Source organism: Streptomyces sp. NBC_00554 (assembly GCF_041431135.1).
Lineage (GTDB): Bacteria > Actinomycetota > Actinomycetes > Streptomycetales > Streptomycetaceae > Streptomyces.
The window spans coordinates 2,353,426-2,371,538 of the sequence record NZ_CP107799.1 but is presented as its reverse complement, the minus strand read 5'-3'; the positions used below and the strand labels follow the sequence as shown (position 1 = coordinate 2,371,538).

General features: G+C 71.5%; 17 protein-coding genes. 4 read left to right on the top strand and 13 right to left on the bottom strand.

What is annotated here, in order from left to right; all coding sequences use genetic code 11:
* Positions 1–45: 45 nt before the first annotated feature.
* From OG266_RS10420 to OG266_RS10410, 3 genes are all read right to left on the bottom strand, one after another.
* Entirely contained in the window at positions 46–1,329 is a 1,284-nt protein-coding gene (locus OG266_RS10420) for an HRDC domain-containing protein (RefSeq protein ID WP_371544901.1), read from the bottom strand.
* A 377-nt stretch (positions 1,330–1,706) separates the two neighbouring features.
* Positions 1,707–2,369: a response regulator transcription factor gene (locus tag OG266_RS10415; RefSeq protein ID WP_266474130.1), complete on the bottom strand. Its 663-nt coding sequence runs from the start codon at positions 2,367–2,369 to the stop codon at positions 1,707–1,709.
* A 378-nt stretch (positions 2,370–2,747) separates the two neighbouring features.
* Entirely contained in the window at positions 2,748–3,374 is a 627-nt protein-coding gene (locus OG266_RS10410; protein WP_371552732.1) for a DUF3000 domain-containing protein, read from the bottom strand.
* Between the two features lie 258 nt (positions 3,375–3,632).
* On the opposite strand from OG266_RS10410, the gene hemE reads away from it, so the two are divergent.
* Complete coding sequence (hemE, locus tag OG266_RS10405; RefSeq protein WP_266474129.1) at positions 3,633–4,703, top strand: uroporphyrinogen decarboxylase; 1,071 nt, start codon at positions 3,633–3,635, stop codon at positions 4,701–4,703.
* Positions 4,704–4,710: 7 nt separating this feature from the next.
* Here hemE and OG266_RS10400 read toward each other — a convergent pair whose 3' ends face one another.
* Positions 4,711–5,526: a rhomboid family intramembrane serine protease gene (locus tag OG266_RS10400; protein ID WP_371544898.1), complete on the bottom strand. Its 816-nt coding sequence runs from the start codon at positions 5,524–5,526 to the stop codon at positions 4,711–4,713.
* A gap of 249 nt (positions 5,527–5,775) precedes the next feature.
* On the opposite strand from OG266_RS10400, the gene OG266_RS10395 reads away from it, so the two are divergent.
* Positions 5,776–6,117 carry a hypothetical protein gene (locus OG266_RS10395; RefSeq protein WP_266474126.1) on the top strand — a complete coding sequence of 114 codons (342 nt, stop codon included), beginning with the start codon at positions 5,776–5,778 and terminating at the stop codon, positions 6,115–6,117.
* Between the two features lie 38 nt (positions 6,118–6,155).
* On the opposite strand, the gene OG266_RS10390 is transcribed toward OG266_RS10395, so the two are convergent.
* Both OG266_RS10390 and OG266_RS10385 read right to left on the bottom strand, forming a co-directional pair.
* Positions 6,156–7,568 carry an FAD-dependent oxidoreductase gene (locus OG266_RS10390; protein WP_371544895.1) on the bottom strand — a complete coding sequence of 471 codons (1,413 nt, stop codon included), beginning with the start codon at positions 7,566–7,568 and terminating at the stop codon, positions 6,156–6,158.
* 27 nt (positions 7,569–7,595) lie between these two features.
* Positions 7,596–8,582: a DUF4349 domain-containing protein gene (locus OG266_RS10385; RefSeq protein WP_266474124.1), complete on the bottom strand. Its 987-nt coding sequence runs from the start codon at positions 8,580–8,582 to the stop codon at positions 7,596–7,598.
* Positions 8,583–8,741: 159 nt separating this feature from the next.
* Between OG266_RS10385 and hemG the strand changes: the two genes are divergently transcribed.
* Both hemG and hemQ read left to right on the top strand, forming a co-directional pair.
* Positions 8,742–10,202 (top strand): protoporphyrinogen oxidase, encoded by a 1,461-nt coding sequence (hemG, locus tag OG266_RS10380; RefSeq protein ID WP_371544892.1) that lies wholly within the window; start codon positions 8,742–8,744, stop codon positions 10,200–10,202.
* Positions 10,203–10,206: 4 nt separating this feature from the next.
* Positions 10,207–10,926 carry a hydrogen peroxide-dependent heme synthase gene (gene hemQ / locus OG266_RS10375; protein ID WP_266474122.1) on the top strand — a complete coding sequence of 240 codons (720 nt, stop codon included), beginning with the start codon at positions 10,207–10,209 and terminating at the stop codon, positions 10,924–10,926.
* Positions 10,927–10,951: 25 nt separating this feature from the next.
* On the opposite strand, the gene OG266_RS10370 is transcribed toward hemQ, so the two are convergent.
* The 7 genes from OG266_RS10370 to OG266_RS10340 all read right to left on the bottom strand — a co-directional run bounded on the left by OG266_RS10370 (position 10,952) and on the right by OG266_RS10340 (position 18,041).
* Positions 10,952–12,580: an alpha/beta hydrolase gene (locus OG266_RS10370; protein WP_371544889.1), complete on the bottom strand. Its 1,629-nt coding sequence runs from the start codon at positions 12,578–12,580 to the stop codon at positions 10,952–10,954.
* A gap of 120 nt (positions 12,581–12,700) precedes the next feature.
* Complete coding sequence (locus tag OG266_RS10365; protein WP_329545014.1) at positions 12,701–13,489, bottom strand: TIGR04222 domain-containing membrane protein; 789 nt, start codon at positions 13,487–13,489, stop codon at positions 12,701–12,703.
* A gap of 99 nt (positions 13,490–13,588) precedes the next feature.
* Positions 13,589–14,356 (bottom strand): DUF4142 domain-containing protein, encoded by a 768-nt coding sequence (locus OG266_RS10360; RefSeq protein ID WP_266474119.1) that lies wholly within the window; start codon positions 14,354–14,356, stop codon positions 13,589–13,591.
* 249 nt (positions 14,357–14,605) lie between these two features.
* Complete coding sequence (locus OG266_RS10355; RefSeq protein WP_371544885.1) at positions 14,606–15,916, bottom strand: DUF692 domain-containing protein; 1,311 nt, start codon at positions 15,914–15,916, stop codon at positions 14,606–14,608.
* A 185-nt stretch (positions 15,917–16,101) separates the two neighbouring features.
* Entirely contained in the window at positions 16,102–16,890 is a 789-nt protein-coding gene (locus tag OG266_RS10350) for a DUF4142 domain-containing protein (RefSeq protein ID WP_266474116.1), read from the bottom strand.
* An 84-nt stretch (positions 16,891–16,974) separates the two neighbouring features.
* Complete coding sequence (locus OG266_RS10345; protein ID WP_371544882.1) at positions 16,975–17,634, bottom strand: TIGR03086 family metal-binding protein; 660 nt, start codon at positions 17,632–17,634, stop codon at positions 16,975–16,977.
* Positions 17,631–18,041, bottom strand: a complete 411-nt coding sequence (locus OG266_RS10340) for a hypothetical protein (protein WP_371544880.1) — start codon at positions 18,039–18,041, stop codon at positions 17,631–17,633. Before OG266_RS10340 ends, OG266_RS10345 begins: the two co-directional genes overlap by 4 nt.
* Positions 18,042–18,113 lie beyond the last annotated feature (72 nt).

Below are 18,113 nucleotides of genomic sequence, written 5' to 3'. Positions count from 1 at the left end.
CAAGGGGCGCGGGACCGTGACATCGCGCGCCAGGCGGCCAGGCGCTCAGGCCTTGGGTGCCGTCTCGGAAAGCGCCGCCGCCAGCACGGGCGCGACCTGCTCGACCTGCCAGGGGCGTGCCCCGTACCCGGCGAGCGCGGTGGCCACGGACTCCGCGTCCGGCGTCGACGGCGGCTCCCAGCACACGCGCCGCACGGTGTCCGGGGTGATCAGGTTCTCCTGCGGCATGTTCAGCCGCTCGGCGAGGGCCGACACCGCGGCGCGCGCGGCGGAGAGCCGGGCCGCGGCGGCCGGGTCCTTGTCGGCCCAGGCGCGCGGCGGCGGGGGACCGGTCACCGGCTGGCCCGGCTGCGGCAGCTCGGAGTCGGGCAGTTCCTTCGCCCGGTCGACGGCGGCCTGCCACTGCTCCAGCTGTCGGCGTCCCATGCGGTGTCCGAAGCCGTTCAGCGCGGCCAGGGCGTGCACATTGGCCGGCACGGCCAGCGCCGCCTCGACGATCGCCGCGTCCCCGAGCACCTTGCCGGGCGAGATGTCCCGCCGCTGTGCGACGCGGTCCCGGGTCTCCCACAGCTCCCGTACGACGGCCATCTGCCGGCGTCGGCGCACCTTGTGCATCCCGGACGTACGGCGCCAGGGGTCCTTGCGCGGCGGCGCGGGATCGGCCTGCGCGATCGCGTCGAACTCCTGCCGGGCCCACTCCAGCTTGCCCTGCCGGTCCAGCTCCTTCTCCAGCGCGTCCCGCAGGTCGACGAGGAGCTCCACGTCCAGAGCCGCGTACCGCAGCCACGGGTCCGGCAGCGGACGTGTCGACCAGTCGACCGCGGAATGCCCCTTCTCCAGTACGAAGCCCAGGACGCTCTCGACCATCGCGCCAAGGCCCACCCGGGGGAACCCGGCGAGGCGTCCGGCCAGCTCGGTGTCGAAGAGGCGGGACGGGATCATGCCTATCTCGCGGAGACACGGCAGGTCCTGGGTGGCGGCGTGCAGCACCCACTCCACACCGGAGATCGCCTCGCCGAACCCCGAAAGATCGGGACAGGCCACGGGGTCGATCAGCGCGGTGCCCGCGCCCTCGCGGCGGAGTTGTACCAGGTAGGCGCGCTGGCCGTACCGGTACCCGGACGCGCGTTCGGCGTCGACGGCGACGGGGCCGGACCCGGCGGCGAAGGCGGCGATCACCTCGGCCAGCGAGGCGTCGTCGGCGACGACGGGCGGAATGCCGTCTCGGGGCTCAAGCAAAGGGATCGGCGCCGATTCGACGTCGTCCGGAGGGCCGCCTCCGGTGGTTCGCAGTGAGCTGTCTGCTGCGGTCTCTTGGGCGTCGGTCACCTGTCAAGGGTATCGGGATGTTCGAGCGCCTGACCTGCATCTTCAAGTCATTGGTCGGTTCACCTGCGAAAACGCTGTTCAAGTGGATCTCAGGGACGGCATGTGGTTCTTGTCCCGAGTGTCCCGCGTGCTCCGATCGTGCTTCCGCGACACCCGCCCGGGCCCGGAACCCGGTCCGGCCGAGAGCCCGCTATCGCCAGGGAAGCCCGGATTTCGTCGGCGGGCGATGTCCTTCATCTCGCTTTTGCCCCAAGGGAGTTGCAGCGTCCCGGCGCCAAGAGAAAAGCGCCCGCCGACGGAAGATTCCGTCGGCGGGCGCTCGGGTCGTAAATCAGCCAGGTCGGTGAAGGACCAGGTTCACGGGTGTGTGGTGCGGGTCAGTGGATGATTCCCGTGCGCAGGGCCACCGCGACCATCCCGGCGCGGTCGCCCGTGCCGAGCTTGCGGGCGATACGGGCGAGGTGGCTCTTGACGGTCAGTGCGGACAGGCCCATCGAGACGCCGATGGCCTTGTTCGACTGGCCCTCCGCGACCAGCCGAAGCACCTCGACCTCTCGTCCGGAGAGCTCGCGGTAGCCGCCCGGGTGGCTCGGGGACCCCGGGGGGCGGCGGTGCATACGGGCGGCGGCTGAACCGATCGGCGCGACGCCGGGCCGGGTGGGGAGCCCGACGTTGTTGCGGGTGCCGGTGACGACGTAGCCCTTGACGCCGCCCGCGAGGGCATTGCGTACGGCGCCGATGTCGTCGGCGGCGGAGAGGGCGAGGCCGTTGGGCCAGCCCGCGGCACGGGTCTCGGACAGCAGGGTGAGCCCGCTGCCGTCGGGCAGATGGACATCGGCGACGCAGATGTCGCGTGGATTGCCGATTCTGGGACGGGCCTCCGCGACGGACGACGCCTCGATGACGTCGCGCACTCCGAGCGCCCACAGATGGCGGGTGACGGTGGAGCGGACCCGGGGGTCGGCCACGACCACCATGGCAGTCGGCTTGTTCGGGCGGTAGGCGACCAGGCTTGCGGGCTGCTCGAGGAGAACGGACACCAGGCCTCCTGGGGTGCGGGACGGTACCGGCTCTGGGGATGAAGCCGGGACGAACCGTGCTTTCAAGGTCACAGACGTCTTCGGCACCAAACCCGTCCGCCTTTAGAGAATGATCACGATTTAGTGAGTAACAATCCGTGCAATTCGGACACGCGATCGATCATCCGAAGATCGAACCGAGTCGCTCGACGTCATTCCGCGTCAATCCGTGTCACCACACGGCCGAAAGTTGGCATATCGACAAAGAAGCAGCGCGAACCATGTACTCAACGGGAGCGCGGGTTCGAGCGGACACGAAGAGAGCGTGCGGTCAACGTGACCGCACGCTCAGCGGGACTGCGGACTCAGCCGGAACGCGGAGTCAACGGGGCTGCGGAGTCAATGGGACTGCGGCCCCCGGCGCTGCGGCAGCGTGACCACCGACGCGTCGCCCGGCGTCAACGGCGGGAGCCCGGCGACCTGGCACAGCAGATCGCACCAGGCGGCGAGGTGCGTGGCCGTGTCCGGTACGCCGCCCATGCCTTCCCGGGGCGTCCACGAGGCCCGGATCTCGATCTGGGAGGCGGCCGGGCGCTCCGCGATGCCGCCGAAGTAGTGCGAACTCGCGCGCGTGACGGTGCCGCTCGGTTCGCCGTACGACAGACCGCGGGCCTGGAGCGCGCCGGTCAGCCACGACCAGCAGACGTCGGGCAGCAGCGGGTCGGCGGCCATCTCCGGTTCCAGCTCCGCGCGGACCAGGGTCACCAGACGGAAGGTGCCCTGCCAGGCGTCGTGCCCCGCCGGGTCGTGCAGCAGCACCAGGCGGCCGTCGGCCAGATCCTCGTCGTCGGAGACGACCGCCGCCTCCAGCGCGTACGCGTACGGGGCCAGGCGCTTCGGCGCAGGCGTCGGGTCGATCTCGATGTCCGGCCGCAGCCGCGCGCCCTTCAGCGCGTCGACGGCGGCCCGGAAGGGTGGCGGAGCCGTCTCCATCGCATCCCGGTTCCCCTCCTTCGAGTCGTCCATTCCGCCAGCGCCGTCCGACAGTCGTCCCTGAGCCGCAGCCATGCGGGGAAGATTAAGGGGAACGGAGCCTTCGCGCAGGGAGAGACACCCGTGCGTGGGACCACTGTCCGGATCGCGCCGCACGAACGCGCCTTCGCGAGCGCCGGTGCCCGGGGTCCGGCCGGGTGCTGAGGGCTTGTCCGGTACCGGGCGCCGGGGTCGGCCGGGCACCGGGTGCCCCGGACTTGGCTGTCGGCGGGCCGTGGGAGACTTTCCGTCGTGAGTGCCAACGAGCGCCCTGATGGGCAGCAGCCGAAAGCCACGTACGAATCCGCCTTCCTGAAGGCGTGCAGGCGCGAGCCCGTGCCGCACACGCCGGTGTGGTTCATGCGCCAGGCCGGCCGCTCGCTGCCCGAGTACCTCAAGGTGCGCGAGGGCATCGCCATGCTGGACTCCTGCATGCGGCCCGACCTGGTCGCCGAGATCACCCTCCAGCCGGTGCGCCGGCACAACGTGGACGCGGCGATCTACTTCAGTGACATCGTCGTACCGCTGAAGGCCATCGGCATCGACCTCGACATCAAGCCGGGCGTCGGTCCGGTCGTCGAGAAGCCGATCCGCACCCGCGCCGACCTGGCCCAGCTGCGCGATCTGACCCCCGATGACGTGTCGTACGTCACCGAGGCGATCGGACTGCTCACGGCCGAGCTCGGCTCGACCCCCCTCATCGGCTTCGCCGGCGCGCCTTTCACTCTCGCGAGCTACCTCGTGGAGGGCGGCCCGTCCAAGAACCACGAGCACACCAAGGCGCTCATGTACGGCGACCCGCAGCTGTGGGCCGACCTGCTCGACCGTCTCGCGGAGATCACCTCCGCCTTCCTGAAGGTGCAGATCGAGGCGGGCGCGAGCGCCGTCCAGCTCTTCGACTCCTGGGTCGGTGCCCTGGCACCCGCCGACTACCGGCGCTCGGTGATGCCGGCCTCCACGAAGGTCTTCGAGTCCGTGGCTTCGTACGGCGTCCCGCGCATCCACTTCGGTGTCGGCACCGGAGAGCTGCTGGGCCTCATGGGCGAGGCGGGCGCGGACGTCGTCGGTGTCGACTGGCGTGTCCCGCTCGACGTGGCGGCCACGCGTGTCGGCCCCGGCAAGGCCCTTCAGGGCAACCTCGACCCGGCCGTCCTGTTCTCCACGACCGAGGCCGTGGAGACGAAGACCCGCGAGGTGCTCGACGCGGCCGCCGGTCTCGAAGGCCATGTCTTCAACCTCGGCCACGGTGTCCTGCCGACCACCGACCCGGACGCGCTGACCCGGCTCGTGGAGTACGTCCACGAGCAGACCGCGGGCCGGTAGTACTCCGTCAGGTGTGCCGCGCCCGCCTGCCCCACAGCAGGCGGCGCGGTTCCGGTGGGGGCGGGGTGCCCGGGCGCAGGGGCCAGGCCAGCAGCATCCCGGCCAGGAAGCCGACCACATGGGCCGCGTACGCGACGGTCCCGGCCTCGGAGACTCCCTCCCCGGACGAGTACACCGCCTGGAGAACGAACCAGAAGCCCAGCACCATCCACGCGGGCAGGCGCAGCGGCAGGAAGATCAGGAACGGGACCAGGACCCACACCCTGGCCTTCGGATAGAGCACCAGGTATGCGCCCAGCACCCCGGCGATCGCTCCGGAGGCGCCGATCAGCGGGTCGCCGGAGTCGTCGTTCAGGTACGCGAAGCCGTACGCGGCCGCGTAGCCGCAGGCCACGTAGAACAGCGTGAACCGCACATGGCCCAGGCGGTCCTCGATGTTGTTGCCGAAGATCAGCAGGAACAGCATGTTGCCCAGCAGGTGCAGCCAGCTGCCGTGCAGGAACATCGCCGTCAGCACCGAAAGCGCCGGCGACTTGTCGTAGTCCGGCGGGGCGACCACACAGCCGGTTCCCTGCGGGCCGACGCCGACATCTCCCGTGGGCACCAGCCCCGGCATCTGGTGGTGGATCAACTCCTGCGGCACCGCGGCGTAGTGGTCCAGGAACGCCTGCAGATGACAGAGCTGCGACAGACCGCTGTCACCGGCCACGGAACCGGCTATGCCGGGCGTGTAGAGGAAGACGAGCACGTTGGCGGCGATCAGCGCGTACGTCACATAGGGCGTGTGCCGCACCGGGTTGACGTCATGGACGGGTATGACCACAAGGAAGTACTGCCCTCGATGCGCGTCGGGAATCCGTGCGCCGGCCGGGCGCGCGCCGGCTGTGGCCGGAGGGGCGCGCTGGGTTCGGGAGGGCGCCACCATGCACGCCCGCACGCCCCACCTGCGCCCCCTCACGCCCCAAAGCACGCCCTGAGCCGCTGAACACCCCCGCACCCCCATGCGTATGTCTCCTCAACCGCCCGCGCCGCGACGAAGACGTGACGCGAGGAAGACGTGAGGACACAGGCGATGAACGACCGAGTTACTCCTCCGATGCAAGCTCTGCCCGACGGTGAGGCGGAGATCGCCCTGGTGCTGCACCTGCCCTGGGAAGATGTCGCCGCGCTCGGCCAGGAGGCCGGCCGGCTCGCGGCGCGGATGCAGCGTCCGGTGACCCTCGACGAGGCGGTCAGCCACCGGCTGCGCTCCGCCCGGGCCGCCGCGCACGCGAAACCCCCCACGGCGCAGCCCGCGGCCGTCACCTCCTCCGCCTCCGTCTCCTCGCTGCCCGGGCGGCCGCCCGCCGAGCAGGCCAGGCAGGCCATAGACCGCATCAACGGGACGACGGTGTCCGGGCACGAGACGGCGTAGGGCGAGCTCCCTGGGGCCCCTGGGGAAGAGCCTCGGAATCACGCGCCCCGCGCGCGTACCGCCGCGACCGCCTTGCGCGCCGCCACCAGGATCGGGTCCCAGACCGGTGAGAACGGCGGCGCGTAGCCCAGGTCCAGGGCTGTCATCTGTTCCACCGTCATGCACGCGGTCAGCGCGACCGCTGCGATGTCGACGCGTTTCGCGGCGCCCTCACGGCCGACGATCTGCACGCCGAGCAGCCGTCCGGTGCGGCGCTCGGCGAGCATTTTCACGGTCATGAGGTCCGCGCCCGGGTAGTAGCCCGCGCGGCTCGTCGACTCGATGACGACGGTCTCGAACTGCAGGCCCGCCCTGCGCGCGTCCTTCTCGCGCAGCCCGGTGCGGGCGATCTCCAGGTCGCAGACCTTGCTCACAGCCGTGCCGACGACGCCCGGGAAGGTGCCGTAACCGCCGCCCACGTTGGCGCCGATGACCTGCCCGTGCTTGTTGGCGTGGGTGCCCAGGGCGATGTGCCGTTCGCGCCCCGAGACCAGATCGAGCACCTCGACGCAGTCGCCGCCCGCCCAGATGTTCTCGTGCCCGCGCACCCGCATCGCGAGGTCGGTCAGCAGCCCGCCGTGGTCACCGAGGGGCAGCCCGGCGGCCTTGGCGAGCGCCGTCTCGGGGCGCACGCCGATGCCGAGCACGACCACGTCCGCCGGGTACTCGGCGTCCTCCGTGACGACCGCCCGTACCCGCCCGTCCTCGCCGGTGAGGAGCTTGGTGACCTGGGCGTCGTTGACCATGGTGATGCCCAGGCCCTCCATGGCCGTGTGCACCAGGCGGCCCATGTCGGGGTCGAGCGTGGACATCGGCTCCTTGCCGCGGTTGACGACCGTCACCTCGTACCCGCGGTTGATGAGCGCCTCGGCCATCTCCACACCGATGTATCCCGCGCCGACGACCACCGCGCGGCGGCCCTCCGTCGCGGCCAGCGTGTCGAGCAGGGCCTGTCCGTCGTCCAGGGTCTGCACGCCGTGCACGCCCGGCGCGTCGGCGCCCGGGAGGTCGGGCCGGATCGGGCGCGCGCCGGTCGCGATCACGAGTTTGTCGTACGGCGTCCACTCCTCGGCCCCGGTTTCGAGGTCGAGGGAGCGGACCCGGGCGCCCGCGACGTCGATCTCCGTGACCTCCGTACGCATCCGCAGGTCGATGTCGCGCTCCCGGTGCTCCTCGGGAGTCCGCGCGATCAGCTGGTCCCGGTCGGCGACATCACCACCCACCCAGTACGGGATGCCGCACGCCGAGTACGAGGTGAAGTGCCCCCGTTCGAACGCCACGATCTCCAGCTCGTCCGGCCCTCGCATCCGGCGCGCCTGTGACGCGGCGGACATGCCCGCCGCGTCACCGCCGATCACGACCAGTCGCTCCGTCACACCGCCGGTGGTACCGCTCGTACGGTTCATGCTCATACGAACACGCTACGGGGGCGCGGCATTTCAGTCCTGCTCGCGTCCCTCCTCCTGCTCCCGGACGGGCGGGGCGACCGGCAGCGTGCCGGTCGGGGAAGCCGCGGCCGGGGCCGGGCGGCGCGGGAACCGGCTGCGCAGGAGCCGCACCCACAATGCCCACAGCACGAGGAGCAGCGCCGCACCCGCCGCGAACGGGAGAATCGCGCCGAACGCCACGGCGATCCAGCGCAGCATCGTGACGAACGCGTTCCAGCCGCCCGCGAGCGCGTCCACGAAGCCCGGATCGTCGTCCTTCTCCACCTGCTTCACCGGGGTCTCGGACAGGGTCAGGGTGATGGTGGCCAGGCTGGTGCGGTCCTTCAGGGAGGCCTGCTGGGCGAGCAGGGACTCCAGGTCGGCCTGACGGGAGCTCAACTCGCCCTCCAGGGTGACCACATCGCTGAGCTTGGTGGCCTGGTCCATCAGCTCACGGATCCGGGCCACGCTGGCGCGCTGCGTCTGGATGCGGCTCTCCACGTCGACGACCTGGTCCGTGACGTCCTGCGCCTTGGCCGTACGTTCGAGGAGCTTGCCGGTGCCTTCCATGTCGGCGAGCACCTCGTCGTACCGCTCGGTGGGCACCCGCAGGACGACGCGGGTGTGCTCCTTGCCCTCCTCGTCCCGGGTGGTGGTCTCGTCACCGACGAAGCCGCCCGCGTTCGCGGTGGTGGTGCGGGCCTCGTCCAGGGCCGCGGGTACGTCCTTGACCTGCACGGTCAGGGAGGCGGTGCGGATGATCCGGTTCGCGGAGAGGTCCGGGGCCTTCGTGGGGGCCTGGGCCCCGCTCTTGCTGTCCTCGGCGCCCGCGGCGCCCTCCTGGACCGCGGCCTTGTCCCCGGCGCCGGCGGCGGAATCGCTGGACGCGCCGTCGTCACCGCCGGCTGAGCAGCCGGCGAGTGCGAGGGCGGCGGCAAGAAGAATCCCGGCCAGGACCTGAGTGGGGCGTACGGGTCGTACGGAGCTTCGTGTGCGCATGTGGGCATCCCCCCGGGCGTTTTGACGACTGACGCTCCTTCGACGCCCGAACGGGGTGCGGCGTTGGGCGGATCCGGTCCCGATGCGGTCACGGTCAGGACTCGCGGAGGACACCGGGGGCCTGGTGGGAGTGTCAGTGGGGTCTGCGACAGTGGAGACATGCGCGCACAGGGCACTCGTACGGGTACGGGACACGTCGTTGTCGTCGGGGGCGGGATCGCGGGTCTGGCCGCCGCCCACCGATTGCTGGACAGCGGCGTGCGCGTGACCGTTCTGGAGGCGTCGGACCGCGTGGGCGGCAAGCTGCTGCCCGGCGAGATCGCGGGCGCACGCGTCGACCTGGGCGCCGAATCGATGCTCGCGCGCCGCCCCGAGGCGATCGCCCTGGCCCGCGAGGTGGGCCTCGCCGACCGCCTCCAGCCGCCCGCCACCGCGACGGCCTCGCTCTGGACCCGCGGCGCCCTGCGCCCGATGCCCAAGGGACACGTCATGGGCGTCCCCGGCACCGCGTCCGCCCTCTCCGGCGTCCTCTCCGACGAGGGACTGCGCCGTATCGAGCGGGACGCCGAGCTGCCCCGCACGGAGATCGGCGACGACGTGGCCGTGGGGGAGTTCGTGGCGGCCCGCCTCGGCCGCGAAGTGGTCGACCGCCTGGTCGAGCCCCTCCTCGGCGGTGTCTACGCGGGCGACGCCTACCGCATCTCGCTGCGCTCTGCCGTTCCCCAGCTCTTCGAGGCCGCCCGGACCCACGACTCCCTGACGGAGGCGGTCCGCGAGATCCAGGCCAGGGCCGCCCGGAACCAGCAGACGGGACCGGTCTTCATGGGCATCGAGGGAGGCGTCGGTCAACTGCCGCTCGCGGTCGCGGAGTCGGTGCGAGCACGGGGCGGCGAGATCGTCACCGGGGCACGCGTGACGGAGCTGCGCCGGGAGGCACACACCGGCTGGCGCGTCGTCGCCGGAGGCCAGGTACTCCACGCCGACGCCGTGGTTCTCGCCCTGCCCGCCCCCGCTGCCGCCGGCCTGCTGCGCGCCGAGGCGCCCGCCGCCGCGGCCGAGCTGGCCACCGTGGAGTACGCCTCCATGGCGCTCGTCACCCTCGCCTACCGGCGCAGCGAAATCGCCCTCCCCGAAGGGAGCGGTTTTCTCGTACCGCCTGTTGACGGGCACACCATCAAGGCCTCCACCTTCGCCTCCCAGAAGTGGGGCTGGATCGCCGAGGAGAACCCCGGCCTGCTCGTCCTGCGGACCTCGGTCGGGCGGTACGGAGAGACGGAGGTGCTCGGGCGGGAGGACGACGACCTGGTGGAGGTGTCCCGGCACGACCTGCGCGAGGCCACCGGCCTGGACGCCGCGCCCGTCGCGGCCCGCGTCACGCGCTGGGACGACGGGCTGCCGCAGTACCCCGTCGGGCACCACGCACGCGTGGCCCGCATCCGCGACCACGTCGGCAAGCTGCCGGGGCTCGCCGTCTGCGGCGCCGCCTACGACGGGGTCGGCATCCCCGCGTGCATCGCGAGCGCGTACGCCGCCGTGGACCAGCTCGGCGGCGACCGCGGCGGACTGGATGCCCTGATGGCGAACCCGGTGCAGAGTCTGCACGGCGGCGCGGGAGAATAGGCCCATGAGTGACGACGCCCCCGCCAAGATCCCGAACGCCGGCAAGAAGGCCAAGGACCTCAACGAGGTCATCCGCTACACCCTGTGGTCCGTCTTCAAGCTGAAGGACGTGCTGCCCGAGGACCGCGCCGGTTACGCCGACGAGGTCCAGGAGCTCTTCGACCAGCTCGCCGCGAAGGATGTCACCGTCCGCGGCACGTACGACGTGTCGGGGCTGCGCGCCGACGCCGACCTCATGATCTGGTGGCACGCCGAGACCGCCGACCAGCTCCAGGACGCGTACAACCTCTTCCGCCGCACCAAGCTGGGCCGCGCCCTCGATCCGGTCTGGTCGAACATGGCGCTGCACCGCCCCGCCGAGTTCAACCGCTCGCACATCCCGGCGTTCCTCGCCGACGAGACGCCGCGCAACTACATCAGCGTCTACCCGTTCGTACGCTCCTACGACTGGTACCTGCTGCCCGACGAGGACCGTCGCCGCATGCTCGCCGACCACGGCAAGATGGCCCGCGGCTTCCCGGACGTGCGTGCCAACACGGTCGCCTCGTTCTCCCTCGGCGACTACGAGTGGCTCCTCGCCTTCGAGGCCGACGAGCTGTACCGCATCGTCGACCTCATGCGTCACCTGCGCGCCTCCGAGGCCCGGATGCACGTCCGTGAAGAGGTCCCGTTCTACACGGGCCGCCGCAAGGACATCTCCGAGCTGGTCGCCGGCCTCGCCTGAGCGGACTCGCGGGCGCCGGGCGGTCCTAGGAAGCCTTCTTGTTGGCCTTCGAACGATCGCCCGGTGCCACCGGCTTCGGCTCCGCGTGCGGCGCGCATGCCGCGCGCCGTACCGGGAGCCTGCCCTCCAGGAGATAGGCGTCCAGATAGCCGTTGACGCACTGGTTGGGCCCGCCCCCGATCCCGTGCGTCCCGGCGCCGTTCTCGGTCACCAGGACCGAGCCGGACAGCCGCCGGTGCAGCGCCACCGCACCCTCGTACGGAGTCGCCGCGTCCCGCTCGGCCGCCAGGATCAGGGTCGGCGGCAGCGCGCCGGGCAGCGTCCGCACGTCCAGGGGCTTCTGCCGCGGCACGGGCCAGTACGCGCAGGGCAGGTTCATCCACACGTTGTCCCAGGTCTCGAACGGCGCCTTGCGCGCGAGCTGCGTGTTGTCGCGGTCCCAGGTGTGCCAGTCGGTCGGCCAGGGCGCGTCGTTGCACTCGACGGCCGTGTAGACCGCGTTGCCGTTCTCCTGCTCGGCGGCCGCCTCCGGATACGGCCCGGCCTGCTCGATCAGCGGCTTCGGGTCGCCCTTCAGGTACGCGGACAGCGCCTGGGCGCGGTGCGGCCAGTAGTCGTCGTAGTACCCGGCCTGGAGGAACGCGCCCTGCAACTGCCCGGGCCCCACCTTGCCGCCGGCGGGCGAGGCGGCGAGCCGGGCCCGCGCCTTCTCGTAGCTGCGCAGCACCTCTTCGGGCGTGGCGCCGAGCCCGTACACGTCGTCGTGCCGGGCGATCCAGGCGCGGAAGTCCGCCCAGCGGATCTCGAACGCGGCGGACTGGTCGAGGTTGTTCTGGTACCAGATTTGGCCGGGGGCGGGGTTCACCGCCGAGTCGAAGACCATCCGGCGTACGTGCGAGGGGAAGAGCGTCGCGTAGAGAGCCCCGAAGTACGTGCCGTAGGAGGCGCCCATGAAGGTCAGCCTCCGCTCGCCGAGCGCGGCGCGCAGTACGTCGAGGTCGCGGGCGTTGTTGAGCGAGGTGTAGTGCTGGACGGCCTTGCCGGAGCGCTTGAGGCAGCCGCGCGCGTACGCCTTCGCCTCCGCGATCCGCTCCTTCTTGTACGACTCCGAGGGGAACGTCGGTGACTGCGTCGGCCCCTTCACCAGCCGCTTGGGGTCCTGGCAGGACAGCGGGGCGCTGCGGCCCACCCCGCGCGGGGCGTAGCCGACGAGGTCGTACGCACCCGCGAGGCGCTTCCACTCCGGGAGGAAGCCGATCAGCGGGAAGTACATGCTGGAGGCGCCGGGGCCGCCGGGGTTGTAGACCAGGGCGCCCTGGCGCGGGACCTTCCGCTTCGAGTTCTTCGCGTCCTTGCCGGTGGCTTTCACACGGCTGACGGTCAGTTTGATCTGCTTGCCGTCGGGGTGTGCGTAGTCGAGGGGCACCTTGACCGTGCCGCACTTGACGTCGTCCGGAAGGTCCTCCTCCTTGGAGCAGGTGCCGAAGCGGACCCCGGCGGCCGCCGCGCGCTCGGCGGCGACGGCGGTGCCGCGGGTGTCGGCCCCGGGCCCGAGGGGATCGCCGGGCCACCGGGGTTCGCCGCCCGCGGGGACGGTGACGAGGGCGGACAGGAGCAAGGATCCTGCGGTTCCGTAGAGGACGGCAGCTCTCATCGCGTTTCCCTTCGGCGCACGGCAGCGACAAAGGGGATGTTTCGTTCGGCGGTTGGTGAAGTAAAGGACCGGGCGGCAGTGTCGGCTCCAATGACCCCGATGCGCCCCCTGGCGCGCCCGTCAGCCCCTTCGTTCCGGGTTTCCCTCGCGGTGGGTGAAGGCCGCGCGCAGGTCGGGCTCGCCGATCGCGCGGATGCCGCGTACGGCGACGGAGGTGAGGTACGTACGGTCGTCGCCCGTGCCGTCGGGGTGCCGGGTGAGGGTGCCCAGCAGGCGCTGTCCGGCCGGGGACGCCCAGCGCGAGTAGGGGTGCACCTCGATGCGGGCGATCGCGAGGCAGCTCAGCGTGAGGGTGAGCGGGAGCGCGAACCAGACGGCGACCGGCACCTCGTATTCGGACGTCTGGGCCTGAGAGGGCAGCAGCAGGGCCACGGCGCCCAGAACGAGCACGGCCGCCGCGGCGGCCTGGACCTGGCGGACGGCGCTCGCGACGGTGCCGCGCTCGCCGTCGGGCACGGCGAGGCCCGCGGCGACGAGGCGGTCCGCGAGACGGCGTACCGAATCCGCGGCGGCCGCGCTCGCCCGCACGGGCGCTATCCGGGACTGCCCCTCCGGACCGATCGCCCCGATGACCGAGCGCTCCATCTCGTCGTGCCCACGCGGGTCCACGACGGTCGCCCAGCCCGTGTGCGCGAGCAGCAGACGGCGCTGGCGGGCCATCGACACCAGGGTCAGCTCGGCGACCCGGGCCGGACCGCCGGACAGGAACGCCGCCTCGTACAGCGTGAGGCCGTGGTCGCGGGCCGCCTTCGCGTCGACGGCCGCCGTGCGGACGGCGGCCAGGCACAGGCGGGTGCAGGAGGTGCCGGCCGCGGCCCAGGCCAGGAGCAGGAGAAGTACCCAGAACATGGCGTTTTTCTATGCGATGGGCCGGGTGAGCGCCATGCCTTATTCACATGATGGACGGAGCGTTGGCGGTATGTGATGTTCCGCTTCCCGCCCATGCGGCTAGGGGGCCGAGGGCGAGTTGGCGCGTGAGGCGGCCGGGGGAAGGGTGAAGCCCGGGGACGGGGTCACCGGAATCGGCGAGTCCGGGGACTGGGTGGGCCCGGGCAGAGCGGGGGAGTTGGTGATCGGGGGCGGGGCGGCGCCGGCCGCGTCCTCGGCGAGGGCGTCGAAGTCGACGTATCCGGTGGCCTCGAGGACCTTGATGTGGTCGAGCACGGTGCTGTTCGCGTCGTCGGCGAGGTCGCGTACGAGGGAGTTGCGGGTGTTCGCGCGGACCTGGGCGACGAGGGAGAAGACCTTGCCGTGGGCCTTGCGGAGGATGTTCGCGAACTCGCGGTCGTAGTCCACGCCCTGCGCCGCGCTGAGCGTGGTCAGCCACCCGCGCTGCTGCTCGCTGGCCTGGTTGGGCAGCTCAAGGCCGAGCCGCGCGGCGACGTTGCGGACCCGGGCGTCCAGGAACGTGTGGCCCTCGATGAGGTGCGCGCCGGCGGTCCGTACGGCCTCCGTGGTGCCGCGTTCCTGGGCCTGCTGGCCCGCGGGCAGCTCCCAGAGCCCGGCCAGCCGGACCTTGGTGATGAACTCCCGGTCCAGCGCCGAGAGCGGGCCGAACTGCGTCGACACGGTCTGAGCGTTCAAGGTGTCCAGGCCGGTTCCGGAGCGGTCCTCGTACGACCAGATCGGGATGGCCAGGGCGACCAGGGTGGCCGTGAGGCCCGTGACGATGAGCCCTGTTCCACTGACCAATCCGGTGCGGTTGATGGATCGCATGGTGCCTCCTGTTGCGGCACCGCACATGAGTGCGTTCCGCGTGCGGATTGGCATGCTACTGCGGGTGCTGTGCCAACTGCCGCACGGGAAAACAGGGTTGATGGGTAGGTGGAACGCGCGGGATGTGGTGGTTCGGGCGCACGGCAGACCGTCTCAAAGGCGTGGAAACAGGGCGCGCACATCCCCTTCACAGAAGGACGTGTTAACCCGCGCACACTCCGCGGCGGTGCGGGACCGCCGTGCGCGTACTCAGCGGCGCAGCAGCACCCGGCGGGTGGCGCGGGCGAGGCGGGCCGCGGGGTGTCCCGACAGCGGGGCCGGGCCCGAGCGCTCCAGCCACCAGTGACGCAGCCGCCGTCGTGTCTCGGCGTCCTCGGGGCGGCCCGCGAGGAGCAGGTGCTCGGCGAAGTCCAGGGCGTCGCGCCGGTATCCGCCGGTCATCGGATGTCCCTGCGCGTACGCGAGGAACGCCGGCCGGTACCCCTCCGCCAGGATCTGCGGCAAATCCTCAGCGACCTTCGCCACGACATCCGCCCGCTTGGCGGCCAGCGCCCGTGCCTGCACCCCGAGCCGTACCCGGTCGAACCCCTCGGGCACGGGGGTTCCCCCGACAAGGGCGGAGAGCAGCGCGGTCTGCGCGAGGGCCAGGCGCTGGCGGGCGGGGTCGGTGTCGGCGTCGGTGTCGGTTTCGCGAGGGGTGACCGGCTCCGGGAGCGCGCTCTTCGGGGCCTGCGCCCCCGCCCGCTCCAGCGTTCCCCGGATCGCCCCCAACTCCTGCTCCAGCTCCCCGGGCTCGGGGAAGTTCTCGTCCCGTTCCAGGAGGACACCCGGCGGGGTCACCCGGGATGCGAGGTCGGACAGGATGTCGAGGACCGGCTGCGGGACGGGGTGGGCGTGGCTGTCGTGCCAGACGCCGTCCCGTTCGAAGCCGCCGGCGACATGGACGTAGGCGATGGCTTCGACGGGGAGCTCGTCGAGGGCCTTGGCCGGGTCCTCGCCCCGGTTGACGTGGTTGGTGTGGAGGTTGGCGACGTCTATGAGGAGGCGTACGCCCGTGCGGTCGACCAGGTCGTAGAGGAACTGGCCCTCCGACATCTCCTCGCCGGGCCAGGAGATCAGCGCGGCGATGTTCTCCACCGCGAGGGGAACGGGCAGCGCGTCCTGCGCGATACGGATGTTCTCGCACAGGACGTCCAGCGCGTCCCGGGTGCGCGGGACCGGCAGCAGGTGCCCCGCCTCGAGGAGCGGCGAGGCGGTCAACGGCCCGCCCGCCCGTACGAACGCGATGTGCTCCGTGACGAGCGGCGAGCCCAGCGCCTCGGCCCGCTCGGCCAGGGCCGTGAGGCGTGCCTCGTCGGGCCGGTCCGCGCCGCCCAGGCCGAGGGAGACGCCGTGCGGGATCACCGTGACGCCGCGTTCACGCAGGCGCAGCAGCGACTCGGGGAGATGGCCGGGGCAGAGGTTCTCGGCCACGGCCTCGACCCAGTCGATGCCCGGCATGCGCTCCACGGCGTCCGCGATCTCCGGTCGCCACCCGATGCCCGTCCCCAGTCGCTCCATCGTGCCCTCCTTCACCCCACCTGCACGGCTTCACCTGGATCGGCTGTGTCGTCTCCTTTGACGGACCGATGTTCCGGCGTGACGGAGGTATGGCCCCGACGTCCGGGTCCGAACCTCGTACTCATCACCTTCAGAGCAACATTTGAGGTTCGGATCCGGGGCGCGGGCGGGCCCTGGGGGGCCGGTTATCCCAGCACGCCGTCCGAGTCCACCGGGTCCGGACGGGCGGTGTTGACCGTGCCAGGCGCGCCGGGCGAGGGCGAGGACGAGGTCGAGACGTCGCCGGTCGCCTGAGCGGCAGGCGCCGAGGGTGCCACCTGGCCGGGCACGGGTGCCGCGGGGCCGGTCGGGCTGGCCGTGGAGGTGGCCACCGCGGCGTTGGCGATGGCGTCGAAGTCGACCTTCCCGGTCTTCTCCAGCATCGTGATGTGGTCGAGCACGGTCTGGTTGGCGTCCGAGGCCAGCTGGCGCACCAGGGTGTTCCGCGTGGTGTTCCGGACGGCGCCGATGGCAGGGAAGATGCTTCCGTGCGCGGCCCGCAACAGGTTCACGAACTTGTACTCGTAGTCCGCGCCGGTCGCCGCGGTCATCTCCTTGAGCCAGCCGGTCTGCAGCTCGTTCGGCTGGTTCGGCAGTGCGACGCCGAGCTGGGCCGCGACGATCCGCACCCGCTTGTCGAGGTCGGTGTGGCCGACGATGAGGTGGTCGGCGACCTCCTTTATCGCCTCGGAGGGCGCGCGTTCGAGCGCCTGCTGTCCCGCCGGCAGCTCCCACAGACCGGCCAGCCGAACGCGGACGATCAGATCGCGGTCCTGGGCGGTCAGCGGACCCCAGCGGGTGTTCACGGTGCCTGCCGCCACGTTCGCCTGCCCGGTGCCTGAGCGGTCCGCGTAGGACCACACGGGGAACGCGAGCGCTCCGACTGTGGCGACGAGTGCCGCCATGACGAGGGCGGTACCGTTGATACGCCGCACAATGAGCCTCCCGGGAAACCAACTGGTCGTTGGGTGTTTGTACTTGGCCAGCGTCAGGAGGTACGTGCGGGACGGATGTGTTGTTCAGCCTCCACTCAAACCTCTTTGCGATTGGATGTTCGGCTCCGGCCGGTCCGCCCTCGTCAGCGGCCACTTCTCCGGGGCGCGCCCCAGCAGGCGCAACGCCTCGTCCAGGGGGCCCGCCCCGGCCGGTACGTCGAGGATCGGAGCGAAGGCGAATCCCGGACCCCGGCCCGCCGGATCCCTCGGTACCAGCCGCGCGACGGCTAGCGCCGCCTCCAGGACGTGCCCCGGGAGGTCGAGCCCGACGCCGAGCGTGGCGGCCACGTCCCACGCGTGCACCACGTAGTCGATGAAGTGGAAGCCGACGGCCATCCGTCCGGGAAAGGCGCCCCCGAGCTCCGGCAGTACGAACTCCCGCTCAGCGACTGCCGGTTCGGCGAAGGCGGTGAGCACCACCGTGGCCGCTACCCGGTACGTCTGCCCCGGCTCGCTCATGTCCTCCGGCTCCCGCCAGTACGTCGCCTCGCTCCCCGCTCCTTGCGCGGCCGCCGCGAACCCGTAGTGCTGTGCGGCCATGTGTGCCACCAGCCGCCGCAGGGTCCACCCCGTACAGGGTGTGTCCCGTTCCCAGTCCGCCTCCTGCGCCAGCTCCACGACCCTGAGCGACTCCTGTACGGCGATCCGGTCGAGGGCGACGATGTCCGGTGCTGGCGATGTCATGCGGTGTGTCCTCCGGTGATCAGGTGGTGCGCGTGCGCCCATGTGTCCGCCGCGTCGAAACCGGCGGTCTCCCAGTCCGTCGACCGCAGCACCCCATGGCCGCGGTACGCGCGCACGATCCGTATGTGGTCGGGCCGGCCGACGAACTCCTTGAGCCGTGCCTCGTCGGTCCAGACGGCCACGGAGCCCGAGCGCCGCCGCAGTGGATCGGCCCACAGCCACATGCCGATCGCGCCCGGGGTCTCGGGCCAGGTCCGGCGGAGCCGGAGTCCGTCGACGGCGACGGACCACGACCGCCGGAAGGTGTCGGAGGTGAAGTCGGTGAAGCTCACCAGCGCGGGTCCGTGATGGGCGTCGGCGGCAGGACCGGGTTGCCAGGGCGAGCGAAGGATCGTTTGGCGTCGCATGGTCCGAGCATAAAACTAAGCGAACGGTCGTGCTACTTGTTTGGTGAACTTGCATGAAGGGCAATTGCCCTC

What these genes read in the sequence shown, in the direction of transcription:
- OG266_RS10410 (WP_371552732.1), bottom strand. Translation starts at nt 3,374, where the DNA reads ATGGACGACTCGAAGGAGGGGAACCGGGATGCGATGGAGACGGCTCCG.
- OG266_RS10395 (WP_266474126.1), top strand. Translation starts at nt 5,776, where the DNA reads ATGAACGACCGAGTTACTCCTCCGATGCAAGCTCTGCCCGACGGTGAG.
- OG266_RS10390 (WP_371544895.1), bottom strand. Translation starts at nt 7,568, where the DNA reads ATGAGCATGAACCGTACGAGCGGTACCACCGGCGGTGTGACGGAGCGA.
- OG266_RS10385 (WP_266474124.1), bottom strand. Translation starts at nt 8,582, where the DNA reads ATGCGCACACGAAGCTCCGTACGACCCGTACGCCCCACTCAGGTCCTG.
- hemG (WP_371544892.1), top strand. Translation starts at nt 8,742, where the DNA reads ATGCGCGCACAGGGCACTCGTACGGGTACGGGACACGTCGTTGTCGTC.
- hemQ (WP_266474122.1), top strand. Translation starts at nt 10,207, where the DNA reads ATGAGTGACGACGCCCCCGCCAAGATCCCGAACGCCGGCAAGAAGGCC.
- OG266_RS10370 (WP_371544889.1), bottom strand. Translation starts at nt 12,580, where the DNA reads ATGAGAGCTGCCGTCCTCTACGGAACCGCAGGATCCTTGCTCCTGTCC.
- OG266_RS10365 (WP_329545014.1), bottom strand. Translation starts at nt 13,489, where the DNA reads ATGTTCTGGGTACTTCTCCTGCTCCTGGCCTGGGCCGCGGCCGGCACC.
- OG266_RS10360 (WP_266474119.1), bottom strand. Translation starts at nt 14,356, where the DNA reads ATGCGATCCATCAACCGCACCGGATTGGTCAGTGGAACAGGGCTCATC.
- OG266_RS10355 (WP_371544885.1), bottom strand. Translation starts at nt 15,916, where the DNA reads ATGGAGCGACTGGGGACGGGCATCGGGTGGCGACCGGAGATCGCGGAC.
- OG266_RS10345 (WP_371544882.1), bottom strand. Translation starts at nt 17,634, where the DNA reads ATGACATCGCCAGCACCGGACATCGTCGCCCTCGACCGGATCGCCGTA.
- OG266_RS10340 (WP_371544880.1), bottom strand. Translation starts at nt 18,041, where the DNA reads ATGCGACGCCAAACGATCCTTCGCTCGCCCTGGCAACCCGGTCCTGCC.